This window comes from Chelatococcus sp. HY11, assembly GCF_018398335.1.
Classification (GTDB): Bacteria; Pseudomonadota; Alphaproteobacteria; order Rhizobiales; family Beijerinckiaceae; genus Chelatococcus.
The window spans coordinates 2662388-2682083 of the sequence record NZ_JAHBRX010000001.1 but is presented as its reverse complement, the minus strand read 5'-3'; the positions used below and the strand labels follow the sequence as shown (position 1 = coordinate 2682083).

Genomic DNA, 19696 nt, shown 5'->3' with positions numbered 1-19696 from the left:
TTTACACGCGCAAGCGGCCCTGGCGCCCGTAGAGCAGCATGAGCACAAGCAGCGTCATGCCGAAGATGATCTGCCGGCCATAGTTTTCGAGTTGCAGGGTCGTCAGGACGCTTTGCAGCAGGACGAGCGCCACCGCCCCGAGAACGGTGCCGATGTAGCCGCCCGCGCCGCCCGCCAGCGATGTGCCGCCGATGACCACGGCGATGATCGACGACAGGACATACTGATCACCCACGCTGATGAAGGAATTGCCGGTGTAGCCGATGACGCAGACGCCGGTGAGGCCGGCGAAGAAGCCGGACAGCCCGTAGAGCAGGCAGCGGATGCGGTTGACCGGCAGACCGACCAGCATCGCCGCGCGTTCGTTGGCGCCGATGGCGTAGACCGCGAAGCCGAAGGCGGTGCGCCGCAACAGGAAGGTGAGGCTGATGGCGATGATCGCCCAGACGAAGAGGATGCCGGGCAAGCCCAGGAAGAGCGGGCGATTGATGAAGGCCATCAGCGCCGGCGCCGCGTTGCCCGAGGGGATGCCCTGTGAATAGACGACGAGCCCGCCCTGGACGATCGCCGTCATGCCGAGCGTCATGACGAGCGGGGGAATGCGCACCAGCGTGACGCCGAGGCCGTTGACGATGCCGATGAGGAAGGTCACCGCCGTTGCCGCGAGAACGGCGGGCAGGATCGCCGCGTTGGCTCCGGCCATGATATTGCCCGCGATGACGGCGCCCAGCGAGATCATCGGCCCGACCGAGAGGTCGATGCCCTCGCGGCCGCCGAGGATGACGAGGTTCTGCCCGGCCGCGACGATGCCGAGGATCGCGGCGACGGTCAGCAGCCGCACGATCTGGTCGCCGCGCGCAAAGCCCGGCGAAAGCGTCTCGCCGATGGCCAGCAGGGCGAGGATGGCGATGGCCGCCAGCGTCAGGGGATTGGTGAGCAGGGTTTTCAATCTCATCGGCGTGTCACCAGCACACCGCCGGCGAGCGCGGCCAGCACGATCAGCCCCTGCACCAGCGTCTGCCAAGCAAAGGGCAGGCCGGCGAAGAAGATGACATTGCCGATCATGCCGAGGACGAGCGCGCCGAGAATGGAACCCACCGGCCCGCCTGAGCCGCCGGAGAGAGCCGTGCCGCCGAGCACCACGGCCGAGATCGAGGAGAGGGCGAGGCTCTGCCCAAGCAGCGGGTCGCCGCTCGCCGTCTCGCCGGTGAGGCACAGGGCCGCGAAACCCGCAAAAAGCGCGGACAGGACGAAGGCGCCAATGCGCACGCGCGACAGGCTGAGGCCGGTCTGGAAGGCGCCGACGCGGCTGCCGCCGACTGCCGTGAGATGCGCCACGAAGGGCCTGCGCGCGAGAAAGAGGGCAAAGGCGAGGCCGGCGAGAAGGATCCACAGCACCACCGGCAGGCCGACGAGCGAAGCGCCGTAGCTGCGCCAGAACGCCTCCGGCACGGGCAGGCCGGCCTGCGGCATCACGAACAGGGCTGTTCCCGCGAAGACGATGCCGGTCGCGAAGGTGGTGACGATGGCCTGCAAACGGAGCACGGCGATCAGGATGCCGTTGATGACGCCGCAGACCACGGCCGTGGCGAGCCCCGCCGCGAGGCCCGCAACAATCGGGGCGAGCCCGTCACCGCCGACCGCCGCGATGATGCTGACCGTGACCACGTTCACGAGCGCCGCAATCGCGCCGACCGAGAGGTCGATGTCCCCGCCGAGCACCACGTAAGTCTGGCCGATGGCGACCAGCGCGAGCGGCAGGAAGGTGGTGAGGTTGGATTGCAGCACCGAGGGCTGCACGAAGCTCGGCTGCAGCGCCGTGTTGACGGCTACGAGCACCGCAAGCGCGATCAGCGTCAGCAGCCACGGCCGGGAGCGGACCACCGCGCTCATGCGGCCTCTCCATAGGCCGCCCGCGTGAGATGGAAATGGTCGAGGGTCGGCCCGGCGAGTTCTGCGACGATGCGGCCGCTGTTGAACACGAGCACGCGCTCGCACCATTCGAGGAGCTCGGCATCCTCCGAGGAATAGATGAGGATGCTGGCGCCTTCGTCGGCGAGCTTGCGCATGATGGCGAGGAGATCGCCCTTGGCGGCGAGGTCGATGCCCTTGGTCGGATCGTCGAGCAGGAGCACACGCGGGCCGGTGGCGAGCCAGCGCGCGATGAAGATCTTCTGCTGGTTGCCGCCGGAGAGCGTGCCGATGGCGGCGTCGAGCCCGGCGTATTTGGTATTCAGGCTGTCGGCATGGCGTGTCGCCAGCGGATCGAGCTCGGACGGCCGCACCAGCCGGCGCCGTTCGCGCACGAGAAGCGCCGCCACCAGATTCTCGAAGATGGAGCGGCCGCTGAGCGCGGCGTCCCGCCCGCGATCGCCGGAGACATAGGCGAGGCCGCGCCGGATGGCATCGGCCGTGCGCGTGATGGCGACGGGCTCGCCGGCGATGGTGACACGACCCGCCGTGAAGGGCAGGGCGCCGAACAGACCTTGCAGCAGTGCCGACTGTCCCTGCCCCTGCAGCCCTCCCAGCCCGACGATCTCACCCGGGCGAAGTGACAGCGACACGCCATGCACCCGCGCGTTGCGCACATCCTCCGCGGCGAGGCGCGGCGGCGCGGCCGCGGGCGGCACGCGGTGGCTGGTGACGGGATGGATGCGCGCATCGCCGACCATGTGGCGCACCACGGCGTCGCGGTCGGTCTCGGCCGTGACGAGTTCCGCCACCGTCACGCCGCCACGCATCACCGTGATGCGGTCGCACACCGCGAAGACCTCGTCGAGGCGGTGGGAGATCATCAGCGTGGATATACCTTCGGCCTTGCGCGCGCGCAGGATCTCGAAGAGGCGGGCGGACTGGCGCCCGTCGAGGGCAGCGGTTGCCTCGTCGAGGATGATGAGGCGCGGGCGCCGGGCAAAGACCTTGAGGATCTCCACGATCTGGCGGAGATCCGGTGTGAGCTCGGCAACGATCGCGTCGGGCGTGAGTTCAGGGCCCACGACGCCGTCGAACAGCTTGATCAGCGTCTCCGCCTCGCTGCGCAGGCGGCGGCGGTCGATGAAGCCGAGGCCGGTGCGCGGCTCACGGCCGAGGCCGATATTGGCCGCGACGCTCAACTGCGGGATGAGGCTGAGTTCCTGGTAGAACAACGCGATGCCAGCCTCCTCGGCATCGCGCGGATTGCGGAACTGAACCGGCTGGCCCGCAACGGCGATGGCCCCGGCATCGGGGGCGACCGTGCCGGCGACCACCTTGCAGAGCGTGGACTTGCCGCAGCCGTTGGCGCCGAGGAGGGCGTGAATCTCGCCCGCCTCGACACGCAAACGCCCATCCGACAGCGCGACGACCGCGCCGAAGCGCTTGCCGACGCGCTCGGCGACGAGAAGCGCAGCGTCTCTGCCGCCTGTCGCGGCCCGGCCCGACGTCATGACTACTTGAAATACTGCTGGGCTTCTTCCGGCGTGACGACCGCCGTCACGGACCAGTAGCCCGGCTTGCCTTCCGCCTGCTTCAGCGCCTGCGCGAGGTTGCTGTTATCCACGAAGGGGATCGGGATATAGATGGCATTGCCATACTGGCCCTTGAAGACGCCGTCCTTGAACTCCTTGCCCATCAGGCGGTGCACGGCCACGTTGAGCGCGGAGGCCATGACGCCGGGCGGGTTCACGGATGCGCCGGAGTTCAGCTTCTGCTCGGACCAGCGCGTCAGGAAGTCCTTGCGGATCTCGCCCGTGGCGGCGATCTCAGCCTTCTTGCCGGCCGCCTCGATTGCGCGCCAGGCGCCGTCGGCCATGCCATCCTGCACCCACACGCCATTGATGTTGGGATAGGTCGCGAGGAGGTTCTGCATCACCTGCTGGCCCTTGGCCTGGTCCCAATCGGCATTGGCCTGGTTCAGCACCTTGATGTCGGGATGCTTGGCGAAGACCTCGCGATAGCCGGCGACACGCATCTCGTTGGCGGGATGGCCCGCGATGCCGTTGATGGTGACGACGTTACCCTTGTTATTCAGTGTCTTGGCCAGCCACTCGGCTGACTTCACCGCCCAGTCCTTCTGGTCGATGCCGACATAGATCGCGTCCTTGGAGGACACCTCTGCATCCGTCGACACGACGAGGATGTTGCGCCCTTTCGCCTGCGCGAACACGGGGTCGAAGGCCGTCGGGCTGTTCGGGTTGATGATGATGGCGTTGACGCCCTGGTTGATGAAGTTGCGCACATGGCCGATCTGCCCCTGCACATCGACGGTCGCGCTCTGCACCACCACCTCGACATTGACGCCCTTGGCCTTCCAGGCCGCGGCGGCGGCCTGCGCCTCTTCGATCATCTGGGTGCGCCATTCACTGCCGACCCAGCCGTTGGACAGGCCGATCTTGAATGATTGCTGGGCGTGGGCGGCGCCCCCGAGGGTCACCATGGCACCCATGGCGACTGCGCCGAGAATGGCCCGGCGCGTGGCAGAACTGCTGATCATCATCTCCTCCCCGATTGTGTTCACTACGGAACCTGTAAGAGGAGGATGTAATCGATTGCATCCGCCGTCAAGGCACCTTTCCCACCAACTATTGGCGGATGAGCCGGGCTAAACCTTGAAAGGGTGTGGCGGAAAGGTCAGCGCGGCATCGCCGCGCTGCTATCACGATGCCGTTGAAGGCTGCTCGACGGTGACGACCGTCAACTCGTGCTGCCGCCCGTCGCGGGCGATCCAGTTGATAGACTGGCCGGGCGAGAGGCCGATCAGCGCCGTGCCGATCGGCGTCATGATCGAGATCTTGCCGTCGGCGATATTGGCATCGCCCGGATAGACCAGCGTAACGCGGCGCTTTTCGCCCTCGGCCGTCTGGTATTCCAGCGTCGAGCCCATGCGCACCGCGTTGCGCGGCACGGATCTGTCGGCGACGACCGAAGCGCGGTCCATTTCAGCGAGAAGTTCTTCCGCCACTTCGGGGATCCGGTCGAGGGCGGCTGTTGCCAGGCCGACGAGGCGATCATAATCCGCTTCGCTCACCACAATCTTGGGCTTGCGCCGCTTCTTGGCTTGTGTGCTGGACATCGGTCTTGGGATCCTGTGGCTTGAGATTCTTAAGTTGAAATGCGGATCCATGCGCCATGCGCTCTGGATAACCCGCAGCTTCAGGGAAAATAGGAGGCGCCTTAAGTCCGGGCGGTCGCACCTGCGGTTCCGTCAAAGCGCCCCCTGAGCTCGGGGCGCGCGGGGCCGAGCTCGGGGGCTAAAGGCCCGCGATCGGGCAAACCCGATGAACGTTGACGGAGAAAATGGCGCCGGTTCTGATCATGAGCTTAACGTTGGCTCGTTCGCTCCGGAAGTCAAGGGAGCGTCCCTTGGCCATCCCCCGCGTGGTGGAGACCGCGGCTGTCTGCCTGTCGGCAACTGCTTCCTTGTTGGTAAATGCTTCCGCATCCCGTGCCCTGCACTACAATTTGGCTTATGGTCGCCCCGTTTGAAGTGCTTTGTGGGGTTGATATGCGGCGCAGGACATTTTGTGGACTTCTCGGCGGGGCAATCGCAGGCGTGGCGGGGCTGCGTCCGCAGAGCGCGGCCGAGGCCTGCACCCGGGTGTTGTGGAACGACAACGCGCAGATGGTCATCGTCGGCCGCACCATGGACTGGCCGGAATCCACCGAGCCTATCCTCACGGTCTTTCCCCGTGGCATGGCGCGTGACGGTGGGCGCCTTGGTCCCGCGACCGTCGTGGCGGTCAACCCCGCGCGCTGGACCTCGAAATACGGCAGCCTGGTCACGACCGTCTATGGCATCGGCAGCGTCGATGGCCTCAATGAACAGGGGCTCGCCGGGCATCTGCTCTATCTCAACGCGACCGACTTCGGCCCGCGCGATCCCGCCAAGCCCGGCCTGCAGGCGGGCCTGTGGCTGCAGTTCGCGCTCGACAACGCGGCGACCGTCACCGAGGCGCTGGCGTTGCTCGAAACGATCCAGCCGGTGATGGTGGAGGCCCGTGGCCGCAAGGCGACGGTGCATCTGGCGCTGGAGGACGCGACGGGCGACTCGGCGATCATCGAATATATCGACGGCAAGCCCGTCGTCCATCATGGCCGCGAATTCCGCGTGATGACCAACGACCCGTCCTATGACCAGCAACTCGTGCTGCTCAAGACGATGTCGGAGAAGAGCGACTTCGCCAACCCGAGCTCCAACACGCCGCTGCCGGGCAATGTCTCGCCGACGGATCGCTTCCAGCGCGCGGCCTATTACCAGCGTGTGCTGCCCGAGCCGAAGAGTGAGCGAGAGGCCGTCGCCTCGATGTTCGCGCTCATGGCCAATGTATCCGTGCCCTTCGGCGCGCCCTACAAGAATTTTGGCGTGTATAACACGGAGTATCGGACAGTCTGCAACCTGACCAACAAGGTCTATTTCTTCCAATTGACCACAAGCCCCAGCGTCATCTGGGCAGGACTGTCGCGCTTCGACCTGTCGCCCGGCGCGCCCGTCATGATGCTCAACCCCGACACCATCGAACTGAGCGGCAATGTGGCCAGCCAGTTCAAGCCGGAGAAGGCGCCGTTTTAGGTTCAATCGACATTCAGCGTTCCCGGCCGTCATGGCCGGGCTTGCCCGACTTCAGCTTATTCAATGCGGAACTCGGCTGTTGCCGAGTTCCGTTGCCATCCCGATGAATAGAGACGCCTTTCTGGTCGGGATCACCGGGACAAGCCCACGGCTGTCCGGTTCGTTTTGTCATAGGGCGAGTGCGAGTTGTCTTGTGTCGGAGCGTGGGATTTCGGGCGGCTTTGCGAGATGACGGAGGTCTCGCCTGTGCATGATGTTGGCGCGCACGAGCCTTGCGAAGGCGAGCGGGCTCTGTGTGATCTTGACGGCGTCGTTCGCGAGCCTGAGCAGGAGATAGGCGATCAGGGCGACCGCGATCTGGATGCGGACGGCGTTTTCGGATCGGCCGATGAAGTGCTTGATCTTGAGGGTCTGCTTGACCCATCGGAAGAACATCTCGATGGCCCAGCGTCGCTTGTAGAGATCGGCGATGTCCTGCGCGGGAGTCTTGATATCGTTGGAGACGACGCGGATGGTCTTGCCGCCGTCGAGGACGACGCCGATCTCGCGCACGCGTTTGTGGAACGGGTTTTTCCGCGAGGCGGCCTGACGGGCCGGCAGAAGACCGACGCGGTCGTAAGCCAGGCTCGATCCAGCGGGCAAGGCGAGGTCCTCGACCTCGGACAAGGGCGTGTTGGCCTTGAGCCTGGTGACGATCCGGCAGCCGGCCTCGTCGAGGCGCGCCCACCAGGCGAAGTCGTAGTAGCCGAGGTCGAAGACGTAAGTCGCGCCGGGCTCGACGGGCATGGCGCGGGCCGCGACGATGTCGTTCACCCGCGCCGGCGTGACGGCGAGGTAAAGGGGCGCCTCGGCGTCGGGATCGTAGACGACATGCGCCTTGGCGCCGCGGACATCTTTCGAGAAGCGGGCCCAGTCGCTGGCGATGCCGGCCAGCCTGATGCCGGTCGAATCGATCAGCCTGACCGCTCCTTGCGTCGCGCGGCGCAAGCCGCGCCCGGCACCGCCCGCCATGGCCGAAAAGAGCTGGCCGAAGACCTCGTGGGGCCGGCCGGCATTGGCGTCGGCCAAGGTCGAGCGCGAGATCTCGTCCCCGCCCAAATGGTAGAGCCGGGCCCCGTGGCTCGCCATCGCCGTCTCGATCTCGCGCAGGGAGGCGGCGCCGGCGAACTGGCCGTAAAGCAGAGCCACGAACTGTCCCTTCGTCGTCAGCCGCCGCACGCCCCGGTCGGCGCGGTGCTCATCCACCAGTTTCTCGAAAAGCGACCATGGAACCTGCTTCAGCAGGGCGTGAAAGACGCTATTCTGATGCCGCATGGCGTTGCTTCCGCTCGTGTCCAAAACACCGGCAAGTGCTTGGAAACAAGTAGAATCAATGCCATGCGCCACGTCCACAAAATTCAACCGGACAGCCGTGGGACAAGCCCGGTGATGACGATCGTATCGCTTGGGCAATTCTTAAATGACGGTGTGGTTCCAGGGGAAGCGATGCGAGGGTAAGCGCGGACGAAGTGGCGCTATTTGTCCCTCAACCAGCCGCAGCCCCGGCCCCCGCGGTCCGGCCCGCGACGCGGCCGAGGGTGACGGCGGTGAGGAGGCCGTTGCCGGAGAGATAGCCGGCGGCCTTCGAGCCGGAGACGCCGCAGGCGGCGCCGCCTGCGGCAAAGAGGTTCGGCAGCGGCCGGCCCGCGCCGTCGAGCACACGCGCATCGCCGTCGACGACGAGGCCGCCCTGCGTGTGGAAGAGCGCACCGGTCACCTTCACCGCGCAATAGGGCGCCGTCAAAGCGGGAACGCCGGTGAAGTCACGGCCGAAGGCATCACGCCCGGCTCCTGCCTGGGTAGCCGCCGCCTTGGCCTCCGCCGTCGCGGCCATGGTTGCGGCCAGCGCCTCGGCCGGCACGCCCATGCGCTCGGCGAGCGTGGGCCAGTCGTTGGCGGTGACGATGGCGCCCATGGCCTCGGCGCGCTTGTAGTCCTCGAACTGCCGGGTGATGTCGGCGATGCGGTGGTCGAACACCGTCCAGGCGAGGCCCTGCGGCTGCCGCAGCACCTCGGCCGCCTGTTCCGAATACCCGCGCGATTCATCGCAGAAGCGCTCGCCGTTCAGATTCACCTGCACGCCGCCTTCGGTGATCGTCGCCCAACTGATGAGGATGCCGGCGGGATGCGCGACGGAGCCGTGGCCCTGGTGGCCGGAGAGATGGCGGGTGGCGGCGCCGAGCGCCTCGCCCCAGAGAAGCGCGTCGCCCTTGTTGCCCTCGTGGCCGAAATAGAGCGCCTCGGCGAGGGAGGGAATGTGCTCCCTCACGAGATCTTTATTCCCGCCATAGCCGTTGCTGGCCAGAATGAGCTGGTCGCAGCCGACTTCATCGCGTGAGCCGTCCGGCCTGACGAAGGCGAGGCCGGTGACGCGGTTGTCGGCGTCGGCAAAGAGCGTGGTCACATGGGCTTCGCAGAGAATGTCGATGCCGGCGCTCTCGGCGGCGCCACGCAGCGCGTCGATCAGCTCCTCGCCGGAGCGCGTCGGCAGGCCGTGCATGCGGCGCGCGCTGTGGCCGGGGTAGCTGAAGTCGGCGATCACGGAGAAGGGCAGGCCGTAGGTGGCGCCGAGCCACTCGACGGCCGGGCCGGCTTCCCGTGTCACCAGCGCGACGAGGGCAGGGTCCGGCTCGTTCTTGGCCTTGGCCATGACGTCGGCGGCGAAGGTCTCGGGGCTGTCGGTGATGCCCGCTTCCTTCTGCCAGCGGGTGCCAGCGGCGGGAATGAGTCCGGCGGAAAGGGCGGTCGAGCCGCGCGGGAGGGCGTCGCGTTCGAGAACGAGCACGTCCGCGCCGGCTTCGCGCGCCGCCAGTGCGGCGATGAGGCCGGCAGCGCCGGCACCGATGACGACGACAGGTACCGCGAACGCGAAGGTCTTGTCGCCGTCACGGATCACATCACTCACGGAAGCCTCCCAGCATCAGCCTTGAACGGACAGGAACCTGTCACATATTTAGGATATTAATCTGTATTAGAATTAAAACAAGATTTGCCTTGGAAGGGCAATTGAGCGTAACCTTCCTGAGGAGAGGCAAGAAGGACAAGGCCGATGGCATTGGTCGCGACCCCGCGCGCATTGTTTGACAAGGTTTGGGACGCGCATGTCGTTGTTCATCGCGAGGATGGGCAGAGCCTCCTCTGGATTGACCGGCATTTCCTGCATGAAGGGTCCTTCCACGCCTTCGACAAGCTGAAGGGGCGCGGCGCCGAGGTGGCGCGGCCGGATCTCACCTTCGGTATCGAGGATCACTACGTCCCGACGCGCGTGCGCGACCTTGCCAAGATCGATCCCGCGATCCGCGACATGATCGAGCGGCTGCGCGGCAACGCGTCCCGCCACCATCTCAAGCTGTTCGGCCTCGACGACCCCGGCCAGGGCATCGTCCATGTGGTCGGGCCGGAGCAGGGGCTGACCCTGCCGGGCCTCACCATCGTCTGCGGCGACAGTCATACCGCGACGCACGGCGCCTTCGGCGCCCTCGCCTTCGGCATCGGCGCGTCCGAGGTGGCCCATGTGCTGATGACGCAGACGCTATGGCAGAAGCGGCCGAAGCGCATGCGCATCAGCGTCGATGGCGAACTCGCGCCCGGCATCGTCGCCAAGGATATCGCCCTCTCCGTCATCGCTGCCATCGGCGCGGACGGAGCGGCCGGGCACGCCATGGAATATGCGGGCTCATCAGTCCGTGGCCTGACGATGGAAGGGCGCCTCACGCTCTGCAATCTGTCCATCGAGGCCGGCGGGCGCTGCGGCATGGTGGCTCCCGACGAGACCACGATCGCCTATCTCAGGGGGCGCCCCTTCGCGCCGCAAGGCGCCGATTTCGACCGGGCGGCGGAGGAGTGGCTCAAGCTCGCCAGCGACGCCGATGCCGTCTTCGACAAGGAAGTGAGTCTCGACGGCTCGCAGATCGCGCCGATCGTGACCTGGGGCACGAGCCCCGAGGACGCGCTGCCAATCACCATGGTGGTGCCGGACCCAGACAAGGCGGGCGACCCAGGCCGCGCGGCGCATATCCGCGACGCCATCGACTATATGGGGCTGAAGCCCGGCCAGAGGCTCACCGACATCCGGGTGGACCGCATCTTCATCGGCTCCTGCACCAACAGCCGCATCGAGGACATGCGCGCCGCCGCCGCCGTGCTCGCCGGCCGCAAGGCGCAGGTCCCCGGCCTCGTCTCGCCGGGCTCCGCGCAGGTGAAGCGGCAGGCGGAGGAGGAAGGCCTCGATCGCATCTTCACCGAGGCCGGCTTGGAATGGGTCGATTCCGGCTGTTCGATGTGTGTCGGCATGAACGGCGACCTGGTGGCGCCGGGCGAGCGCTGCGCCTCGACCACCAACCGCAATTTCCGTGGCCGCCAGGGTCCCGGCTCCCGCACCCATCTCATGTCGCCCGCCATGGCCGCGGCGGCGGCTATCACGGGCCATCTCACGGACATGCGTCCGCTTCTGAAGGGGCGCGACTGATGGAAGCCTTCACCAAGCTGAACGGCATCGCCTGCCCGCTGCCGCTCTCGAGCGTCGACACGGACCAGCTCATCCCGGCGCGCTTCATGAAGCGCTCGCGCGCCGAGGGCTACGGCGGCTATCTCCTGCATGATCTGCGTTTCGACGAGGCGGGCGCTCCGCGGCCGGACTTTCCCCTGAACGCGCCGGAGCGCGCGGGCGCGCAGATCATCGTGTCCCGTCGCAACTTCGGCAGCGGCTCCTCCCGCGAGGCGGCGGTCTATGCGCTCGTCGACTATGGCATCCGCTGCGTCATCGCGCCGAGCTTCGGCGATATCTTCGCCTCCAATTCGGTCAACAACGGCCTTCTGCCGGCCAAGGTGACAGAGGCGGACGGTGAGCGCCTGATCGCGGCGCTGGAGGATGGCGCGTGCGACATGCTGGTCGATCTGGAGGATTGCCGTATCGTCGTCGGCAATCTCAGCGTGCCCTTCACCGTCGATCCTGTCTGGCGCACCAAATTGCTCAACGGCTGGGACGATATCGACCTCACGATGAGTCAGTCCGACGCCATCAAGGCCTTCGTCACGGCCGATGCCAGGAGCCGGCCCTGGGCCATGCCACGGCGGGGTGGTTGATATGAGCCTCGCCTCCACGCCTTTCGCCATCGGCGGGCTCACGCTCAAGAACCGCATCGTCATGCCGCCGATGCAGCAGTACCAGGGCACGGCCGAGGCCTTCGCAACGGCCTACCACGTCCATCACTATGCGCGGCGCGCGCGGGGTGGGGTCGGGCTCGTCATCATCGAGTCGACGGCGGTCGCGCCCGAGGGGCGGCTGATGGCCGATGACATCGGCCTGTTCAGCGAGGCGCATGTGGCGCCGGTGGCGGCCATCGCCGCAGCGGTCAAGGCCGAGGGCGTCCCCATTTTCATGCAGTTGAGCCATGGCGGCCGGAAATCGCGTCCGCATCCGGGCTCCCGGCTGATCGCGCCGAGCGCCATCCCCCATGACGACGACTATGGCATGCCGGAGGCTATGAGCCTCGACGACATCACCTGCGTCGTCATGGCTTTTGCCAAGGCGGCCCGCCGGGCGCTGTCTGCGGGCTTCAACGGCTTGGAATTGCACGCGGCCCATGGCTATCTCCTGCACCAGTTCCTTTCGCCACTGTCGAACACGCGCGGGGACGCCTACGGCGGAGATCTTGAAGGGCGGAGCCGTATCGTCGCCGATGTCATCCGCGCGGTGCGGGAAGCGGTCGGGCGCGACGTGCCCGTGACGATCCGCGTATCGGCCAGCGACTATCAGGAGGGCGGGCTGACCGCCGAGATGATCGCTGAAGCGCTGACGGTGCTGATTCCCCTGGGCCTGGACGCTGTGCATGTGTCCTCCGGCGGCCTCTCCCCGGAACCGCCGCCGAACACCGGGCCGGGCTATCAGCTCGGTTTCGCGCGGACCATCCGCGAACGGATCGAGGTGCCCGTCATCGCCGTCGGCAACATCAGGACGGCGGTCCAGGTCGAGGATATTCTGCGTGAGGGCCATGCCGATCTCGTGGCGATCGGCCGGCCTCTGCTTGTGCATCCGGATCTCGGCCGCGTCCTGTGAAGCCGCCATGCGCAGTGCTTGACAGGTGGTGAAGATGTGTCATGAATAATACAGATTTCTGTATCTTAGATAGAACAGAAGAGGGGCGTGATGGCGAGCGTCGAGCCTTTGAAGGCGCGCAGACTCTATCTGCTGTTGCGGGATCGCATCGTCAGCGGTGAGGAGCGTCCGCAGAGCCGCCTGCCCAGCGAGCCGGCCCTGGCCGAGCAACACGGCGTTTCGCGTGTCACCGTGCGCCGTGCGCTCGACAAGCTGGCTGATGAAGGTCTCATCGAGCGGCGGCCCGGATCGGGTACCTTCGTCAATGGCAGCAAGGCCAATTTTCCTATCACCGCTGATTTCGCAAACCTTCTGTCACATCTCGTCGAGATGGGGCGCCGCACCGAGGTCAAGCTTTTATCCTTCGGCTATGTCGCGCCCACGCCCGTCCTGGCGGAGGCCCTTCACCTGGCGGCAGGGGAGCGCGTGCAGCGCTCCGTGCGCCTTCGTATCATCGACGGGCAGCCCTTCTCCTATCTTGTGACGCATGTTCCCGAACGCATCGGTGTCTCCTATTCGGAGGCTGACCTCGCGTCGAAGCCCCTGCTCGAACTGCTCGAGCGCTCGGGTCTCGTCGCCGAGCGTGCCAGCCAGATGATCGGCGCCACGCTCGCCGGACCGGAGATCGCGGAAGCGCTCGGGCTTGAAATCGGAGCAGCTCTTCTTGCCTTGACCCGCGTGGTCTACGGACCCTCCGGGGAAGGTATCGAGCATCTGCAAGCCTTTTATCGGCCGGATCGTTATTCCTTCCAGATGGACCTGGTGCGGACCGGAGCCGCCAATTCACGTTCCTGGACGCCTGTCGAGCGCGCACGGAAAGGTGATTCCAAGACGAGGCCGGAAGCCTTGGCGCGGCAGGAGACGAAGCCCCAGATGCGGCGGGCGGAGGTGTCACGCAGGACGAAGGCCTGAGTGACACCTGTCTGCCGGTTGTGCGTTGGAAGCAACCAAAAGCAAGGAGGCCGCCACCGAGGGGGGCGGTCGTCAGAGGAGATAGAGTGATGACCCTGTTCAGCAAATCCATAAGCCGGCGCGGCGCTCTCAAGGGGGGGATGGCCGCCGCCGCTGTGATCGCGGCGCCGTCGGTCCTGCGCGCGGCGGAGCCGCCGCCGGTGAAGGTCGGCATTCTGCAGCCTGTCACCGGCGCGCTGGCCATGGATGGTGAGTTCGGGCGCACGGGCGCCGAGCTTGCGATCGCTGACATCAACGCGGCCGGCGGCATCAAGGCGCTCGGTGGGGCCAAGATCGAGATGGTGTTCGGCGACGCACGCTCCAACCCGGAAGCGGGCGTGCAGGAAGTCGAGCGCATGCAGAGCGAAGGTGTCGCGGCCATCGTCGGCGGTTTCGCCAGCCCGATCTGCCTTGCCGCGACCCAGGCGGCGGCGCGTTATGACCTGCCCTATATCGTCGACGTCGGCGTGTCGGATCAAATCATCCAGCGCGGCCTGAAGAACACCTTCCGCTTCGCGCCCGGCTTCGGCATCTGCACGCAGGCCGCCATCCAGAACCTCGTGCGCATCAATGACGCGGCCGGCAAGCCCGCCAAGACCATCGCGCTTGTCCATGAGGATGGCCTGTTCGGTTCCGGCCTCGCCAAGCTGATGCAGACCGAACTGCCGAAGCACGGCTTCGAGATCATCGAGACCATCGCCATCCCGACGCCTTCGCGCGACCTGTCCAATGTGGCGTTGCGCCTGCGCTCGCTGAATCCGGACCTCGTGATCCCCAGCACCTATTATGGCGAGACGGTCCTTCTCGCCCGGACCATGCAGCAACAGCGCGTGCGTCCGAAGGCTGTCTATGCGGTGGTCAATGGCGCGGCCTCGAACATGCGCTTCGTCAAGGAATTCCCGGAAGCAGCCGAGAACATCATGGACGTCAACCACTGGCATGATCCGCGCAATCCGAAGAATGCCGAGCTACAGAAGCGCGTTCTCGATGCCGGCAAGCAGTGGAACTACAACACGCCGCTCAACTATTCCTGCGTGTTGCTGCTGGCGGATGCCATGGAGCGCGCGGGATCTGCCGATCGCGCCAAGCTGATCGACTCGATCGCCGCCTCCACCTTCGACAAGCACCTGATGCCCTATGGCCCGACGAAGTTCGAGGGTGGCCAGAATCAAGGCGCGGCCCCCGTTTCGACCCAGGTCCAGAAGGCGACCATCCGCGTGGTCTATCCTGAGGCCTTCTCGGACGCCAAGCCGGTCTTCCCCGTCCGGGGCTGACCTTCCTCCGGGCGACGCATCTTTCGCGTCGCCCGCTTCCCCTTTATTGTAGGCGGATCGCTCGATGTATTCCCTTCCCATCGTCGCGGAAGCCATGCTCAATGGCCTTCTGACCGGTGCGGTCTATGCGCTCATCGCGCTGGGTCTGACGCTGGTTTATGGCGTCTTGCACATCATCAACTTCGCGCATGGTGCCTTCCTGACCTGCGCGATGTTTGCTGTTTGGCTAGCCCATACTTTTCTTGGACTTGATCCCTATCTGGCGATCCTGCCGCTCACCTTGATCTTCTTTGCGCTCGGCTATGCCGTGCAGCGCTTTATCATCGGCCCTTCGAGCCATGGTGACGATGGCAACATCCTTCTCGTCACGCTCGGCCTTTCCATCGTCATCGAGAATGCGCTCCTGGCCGGCTTCCACTCCGATACACGCAGTCTCTCGACGGACTATTCGTTCAATGTATTCGAGGTTGGGCCGCTTCTGATCTCGCAGGCGCGGCTCTTCGGCTTCGTTGGCGCTGTGGTTGTCACGGCCCTTCTGTGGCTGCTGCTCGCCCGCACCGACACGGGCAAGGCCATCCGCGCGGTTGCCAAGGAAAAGCTCGGCGCGCGCCTCGTCGGCATCAACGTGTCCCATGTCTTCGCAGTGACCTTCGGCATCGGCTGCGCGACGCTCGCGATCGCCGCTTGCCTGCTGATGCCCACCTTCTACGTCAATCCGCGCGTCGGCGGTGCCTTCGTGCTGGTCGCCTTCACCATCGTCGTGCTCGGCGGCATGGGTTCGATCACTGGCGCGCTGATCGGCGGTCTCTTCATCGGTGTCGTGGAAAGCCTCTGCGGCCTGTTCCTGGGCGAAAGCCTCGGCCAGATCGGCATCTTCCTCATCTTCATCCTGGTGCTGCTGTTCCGGCCCACCGGTCTGTTCGGAGCACGGGCATGACGCGACGCGGCTATATCCCGATCATTCTCATTGTCGCGCTCCTCGCGCTCCTGCCCTTCGCGGTGACATCGAACGTCGTTCTCAACTTCGTCGTCTTCGTGTTGATCATCGCGCTGGCGGCGCAGGGCTGGAACCTTCTCGGCGGCGTCGGCGGGCAATCGTCCTTCGGCCATGCGGCCTTCTTCGGCACCGGCGCCTATGTGTCCGCCATCCTGCAGGTGCGTTTTGGCATCAATGCCTGGGTAGCGACCGCGGTCGCGGTCGCCTGTGGCGCGGCGGTCGGCTGGGTCATTGGCTTTCTGTCGTTCCGGGCGGGTCTGCGCGGATCCTATTTCGCTCTCGTCACGCTCGCCTTCGCCGAGGTGCTGCGCATCCTCGCCAATGCGGCGGGCTTCACGGGCGGTGCCGCAGGCATGCTGATGAAGCTCGATGTCGGCTTCTGGAACATGCAGTTCACCAGCCGCGCGGCCTTTCTCTGGTTGGCGCTCGGTTTCGTCGCGGTCGGGCTCATTGTCTGCCAGATGATCACCAACTCGCGCTTCGGCGCACAGCTTGTCGCCGTGCGCGAGAACGAGGAAGCCGCGCGGGCCCTTGGCGTCGACGTCCTGTCGGTCAAGCTGAAGGCGATCACGGTGTCGGCGGCGCTGACGGCGGTCGCCGGCTGCCTTTACCTGCAATATTTCCTCTATATCGATGCCAACATCGCCTATGGCCTTTGGATCTCCGTCGAGGCGCTGCTTGCGCCGATGGTCGGAGGGCGGGGTCTCGTGCTCGGGCCGATCATCGGAGCCTTCACGCTGCACGGGCTCGGCGAAGCCAGCAAGCTTCTGGCCGGCCGTGTCGCGGGCATTGATCTCGCGGTCTACGGCGCGGTCCTGATCGTGGTGGTGGCCTTCGCGCCGGGAGGCGTGCTTGGTCTTCTGCGCAAGCTCCGCTTCAAGTCGCAGCCCGTGGCCAAAACCGCCGGGGAGACCGCGTGATGCTCGAGGTCAAGGATATCACGATGCGCTTCGGCGGCCTCACGGCCGTCGGCGGCGCCTCGCTCAAGGTCGACAAGGGCCGCATCGTCGGTCTCATCGGCCCGAACGGTGCCGGCAAGACCACGTTGTTCGCCATCATCGCCGGCTTTCTCGATCCGACCGCCGGACGCGTCTTCTTCGAGGGCAGCGATATCACGCCGCTGCCGGCGCACGAGCGGGCGAAGCTCGGCATCGCCCGCACGTTCCAGATCGTGCAGCCCTTCGCTGGCCTCGACGTACGCGAGAACATCGCCGTCGGCGCCTATCTGCGCCATGCGCGCGCGGCGGAAGCCCATGAGAAGGCGGAAGCCGTCGCGCGGCGCGTCGGCCTCGGCGGCGATCTCGACAAGCCGGCGTCAAGCCTCACGGTTGCCGGCCGCAAGCGGCTGGAGCTGGCGCGGGCGCTCGCGACGGAGCCGAAGCTCCTGCTGCTGGACGAGGTGCTGGCGGGGCTCAACCCCTCCGAGATCCGCGATATCGTGCCGGTCATCCGTGCCATCCGCGACGAGGGCGTGACGATCCTGATGATCGAGCACGTCATGCAGGCGGTGATGAACCTGTGCGACGAAGTTTATGTGCTGGCGCAGGGCAAGATGATCGCCCAGGGCACGCCACGCGAGGTCTGCATCGATCCCCACGTGGTCGAGGCCTATCTCGGCAAGGGCGCCGCTGACCGTCTGCGTGCCGAGGAGGCGAGCCATGCTTGAGATCTCCGGTCTGCGCGCCGGTTACGGCGAGGTCGAGGTGCTGCGCGGCATCGATATCTCCGTGCACAGCGGTGAGATCGTCGCGGTGCTCGGCTCGAACGGCGTGGGCAAGACGACGCTCAACAAGGTTCTGTCCGGCGTTCTGACTCCCCGCGCCGGATCGATCACGTTCGAGGGCCGTCCGCTGATGGGCGCGGCTTCCACCGCGATCGTCGAGGCCGGGCTCATCCATGTGCCCGAAGGCCGCAAGATCTTCCCGAACATGAATGTGCGGGAAAATCTGGAGCTCGGCAGCTACCGCCGGGGGAAGAACAACCGCGCCCGCAATCTGGAGCGCGTCTTCGAGACCTTCCCGCGTCTGCGCGAGCGCATGGGCCAGGCGGCCGGCACGCTCTCCGGCGGCGAGCAGCAGATGGTCGCCATCGGCCGTGGCATGATGGCGGAACCGCGCCTCCTCATCCTGGACGAGCCTTCGCTCGGCCTGTCGCCTCTCCTCGTCGAGGAGATGTTCACGCTGATCCGCAAGCTCAACGCGGACGGCATGCCGATCATGCTGGTCGAGCAGAATGTGGTGCAGTCGCTGGAGATCGCGCAACGCGCCTACATCATCGAGAACGGCGTCGTCACCATGGCAGGGACGGCTGAAAGCATCGCGAGCGATCCCGAGCTCAAGCGCGCCTATCTCGGATTGTAAGGAAAAGCCAAATGGGCATCGTGACCCCAAACGTCGTGCCGGCCTCGGTGCTGCTGGCCGAGCCGCAACCGGCCTGGCTCGTCTGTTTCGCGGAATTCGCCAGGGCGCTTGATTTCGACGACCTCGACGAGGCGCTCGTCGCCCAGGCGAAGCTTGTGATCCTGGATTGCGTCGGCGCGGTCGCAGCCGGCATGCAGGAGCCGGAAACGCGCGCGCTGGTGGCGCGTCTCGCGCGCCGGGGCGGGACAGAAGGTGCGGCCGCCATCGGCGCTGGGCGCCGTCTGCGCGCCGACGATGCCGCTTTCGCGAACGGCGTCGCCGGCACCATGCTGGAACTCGACGAGGGCAATTCCTTCGCGCGCGGCCATCCCGGCATTCACGTCCTGCCGGCGGCGCTGGCGGCGAGGCCACTGTCAGAGGTCAATGGCCGGGATTTCCTGCTCGCCTTCATTCTCGGCTATGAGGTGGGCGCGCGGATCGGCGCTGCCTCGCGTCTGCGGACGACCGTGCATCCGCACGGCACCTGGGGCACCGTGGGGGCCGCCTTCGCGGCGGCCTATCTGGAAGGCGCCGATACCGACGCGCTCGTCGCGACCATCAATGTGTCCTCGACGCTCAGCGTCGGCGCCAGCCTGCGCGCCATGCTCGAAGGCGCCACCGTGCGCAACAGCTTCGCCGGCTTCTCCGCCCGCAATGGCCTCACCGCCTGGGATCTGGTGGCGAGCGGCTTCTCGGGTGAGATCGACGGCGTGCGGACCGTCTACAGCGGCATCCTGGCGGAAGGCTTCAACCCCGATGTGATGGTGGAGGAGCTCGGCGCCCGCTGGGAGATTGAGCGCAACTACTTCAAGCGCCACGCCGCCTGTCGCTTCACCCATGGGGCGCTCGATGTGGTGGCGAAGCTTATCGCCGAGCACGGCCCGATCGATCCCGCAGACATCGCCGGTATCGACGTGGTGACCTATGTCTGGGCGGCGCAGCTCGACGGGCAGGAGCCCGCCAACATGCTGGCCGCGAAATTCTCGCTACCCTTCGCCGTCGCCACCACGATCGCCCATGGCAGTGCCTCCGTGCCGGCCTTCCGCGCGCCCGCGCTGGGCGACGCGCGCATCCTCGAACTGGCCAAACGGGTGAAGGTCGACGAGGACCCGGCGATGAGCGCCATGCTGCCGGACAAGCGCCCGGCGCGCGTTACGATCCGTCTGGCCGATGGTCGCGTCCTCAGCGGCCAGACCTTCACCAACCGCGGCGACGCGGTGGACCCTTATGGTCCCGACGAGGTCATCGCGAAATTCATGGAACTGGCCGTGCCGGTCTGGGGCGAGAACCACGCGACCCGCATCCGGCAGGCGATCGACGGGCTGGACGAGGCAACCGGCCTTGACGATTTGGACGCGCTGCTCGCGGAGCCGGCGCTCGAGGATCATTGAT

General features: G+C 66.2%; 18 protein-coding genes. 11 read left to right on the top strand and 7 right to left on the bottom strand.

The features are described 5' to 3' along the window. Position 1: 1 nt before the first annotated feature. The 5 genes from KIO74_RS12295 to rnk all read right to left on the bottom strand — a co-directional run bounded on the left by KIO74_RS12295 (position 2) and on the right by rnk (position 5050). Positions 2-955 (bottom strand): ABC transporter permease, encoded by a 954-nt coding sequence (locus KIO74_RS12295; protein WP_213332248.1) that lies wholly within the window; start codon positions 953-955, stop codon positions 2-4. Beyond that, positions 952-1893 carry an ABC transporter permease gene (locus KIO74_RS12290; RefSeq protein ID WP_213332247.1) on the bottom strand — a complete coding sequence of 314 codons (942 nt, stop codon included), beginning with the start codon at positions 1891-1893 and terminating at the stop codon, positions 952-954. Before KIO74_RS12290 ends, KIO74_RS12295 begins: the two co-directional genes overlap by 4 nt. Continuing rightward, on the bottom strand, positions 1890-3425 hold the full coding sequence (locus tag KIO74_RS12285) for a sugar ABC transporter ATP-binding protein (protein WP_213332246.1): 1536 nt from the start codon (positions 3423-3425) through the stop codon (positions 1890-1892). The genes KIO74_RS12290 and KIO74_RS12285 overlap by 4 nt, the downstream gene beginning before the upstream one ends. 2 nt (positions 3426-3427) lie before the next feature. After that, positions 3428-4423 (bottom strand): substrate-binding domain-containing protein, encoded by a 996-nt coding sequence (locus tag KIO74_RS12280; RefSeq protein WP_249731278.1) that lies wholly within the window; start codon positions 4421-4423, stop codon positions 3428-3430. Between the two features lie 210 nt (positions 4424-4633). Continuing rightward, complete coding sequence (rnk, locus tag KIO74_RS12275) at positions 4634-5050, bottom strand: nucleoside diphosphate kinase regulator (protein WP_213332243.1); 417 nt, start codon at positions 5048-5050, stop codon at positions 4634-4636. A 432-nt stretch (positions 5051-5482) separates the two neighbouring features. Here rnk and KIO74_RS12270 point away from each other — a divergent pair, with 432 nt between their 5' ends. Then, the gene (locus KIO74_RS12270; protein WP_213332242.1) at positions 5483-6547 is read left to right on the top strand and encodes a linear amide C-N hydrolase; all 1065 of its coding nucleotides are present in this window, start codon (positions 5483-5485) and stop codon (positions 6545-6547) included. Positions 6548-6715: 168 nt separating this feature from the next. Here KIO74_RS12270 and KIO74_RS12265 read toward each other — a convergent pair whose 3' ends face one another. Both KIO74_RS12265 and KIO74_RS12260 read right to left on the bottom strand, forming a co-directional pair. Further along, positions 6716-7861, bottom strand: coding sequence for an IS4 family transposase (locus tag KIO74_RS12265; RefSeq protein ID WP_213331659.1), 1146 nt, complete (start codon positions 7859-7861; stop codon positions 6716-6718). Between the two features lie 211 nt (positions 7862-8072). After that, positions 8073-9491, bottom strand: a complete 1419-nt coding sequence (locus KIO74_RS12260) for an FAD-dependent oxidoreductase (RefSeq protein ID WP_291980264.1) — start codon at positions 9489-9491, stop codon at positions 8073-8075. A 144-nt stretch (positions 9492-9635) separates the two neighbouring features. On the opposite strand from KIO74_RS12260, the gene leuC reads away from it, so the two are divergent. The 10 genes from leuC (at position 9636) to KIO74_RS12210 (ending at position 19695) form a co-directional block, all read left to right on the top strand. Beyond that, positions 9636-11054: a 3-isopropylmalate dehydratase large subunit gene (gene leuC, locus KIO74_RS12255; RefSeq protein ID WP_213332241.1), complete on the top strand. Its 1419-nt coding sequence runs from the start codon at positions 9636-9638 to the stop codon at positions 11052-11054. After that, the gene (leuD, locus tag KIO74_RS12250) at positions 11054-11671 is read left to right on the top strand and encodes a 3-isopropylmalate dehydratase small subunit (RefSeq protein WP_213332240.1); all 618 of its coding nucleotides are present in this window, start codon (positions 11054-11056) and stop codon (positions 11669-11671) included. The genes leuC and leuD overlap by 1 nt, the downstream gene beginning before the upstream one ends. A 1-nt stretch (position 11672) precedes the next feature. Beyond that, the gene (locus tag KIO74_RS12245; RefSeq protein ID WP_213332239.1) at positions 11673-12644 is read left to right on the top strand and encodes an oxidoreductase; all 972 of its coding nucleotides are present in this window, start codon (positions 11673-11675) and stop codon (positions 12642-12644) included. A gap of 90 nt (positions 12645-12734) precedes the next feature. Next, positions 12735-13595 carry a GntR family transcriptional regulator gene (locus tag KIO74_RS12240; protein ID WP_249730960.1) on the top strand — a complete coding sequence of 287 codons (861 nt, stop codon included), beginning with the start codon at positions 12735-12737 and terminating at the stop codon, positions 13593-13595. An 89-nt stretch (positions 13596-13684) separates the two neighbouring features. Next, a complete protein-coding gene (locus KIO74_RS12235) occupies positions 13685-14908 on the top strand; it encodes an ABC transporter substrate-binding protein (protein ID WP_213332236.1) in 1224 nt (407 codons plus the stop codon). Positions 14909-14972: 64 nt separating this feature from the next. Further along, entirely contained in the window at positions 14973-15845 is an 873-nt protein-coding gene (locus tag KIO74_RS12230; RefSeq protein ID WP_213332235.1) for a branched-chain amino acid ABC transporter permease, read from the top strand. Continuing rightward, complete coding sequence (locus KIO74_RS12225; protein ID WP_213332234.1) at positions 15842-16825, top strand: branched-chain amino acid ABC transporter permease; 984 nt, start codon at positions 15842-15844, stop codon at positions 16823-16825. The genes KIO74_RS12230 and KIO74_RS12225 overlap by 4 nt, the downstream gene beginning before the upstream one ends. Further along, positions 16825-17571, top strand: a complete 747-nt coding sequence (locus KIO74_RS12220) for an ABC transporter ATP-binding protein (RefSeq protein ID WP_213332233.1) — start codon at positions 16825-16827, stop codon at positions 17569-17571. The genes KIO74_RS12225 and KIO74_RS12220 overlap by 1 nt, the downstream gene beginning before the upstream one ends. Beyond that, positions 17564-18265, top strand: coding sequence for an ABC transporter ATP-binding protein (locus tag KIO74_RS12215; RefSeq protein WP_213332232.1), 702 nt, complete (start codon positions 17564-17566; stop codon positions 18263-18265). Before KIO74_RS12220 ends, KIO74_RS12215 begins: the two co-directional genes overlap by 8 nt. A gap of 11 nt (positions 18266-18276) precedes the next feature. Beyond that, positions 18277-19695, top strand: coding sequence for an MmgE/PrpD family protein (locus KIO74_RS12210; RefSeq protein WP_213332231.1), 1419 nt, complete (start codon positions 18277-18279; stop codon positions 19693-19695). Position 19696 lies beyond the last annotated feature (1 nt).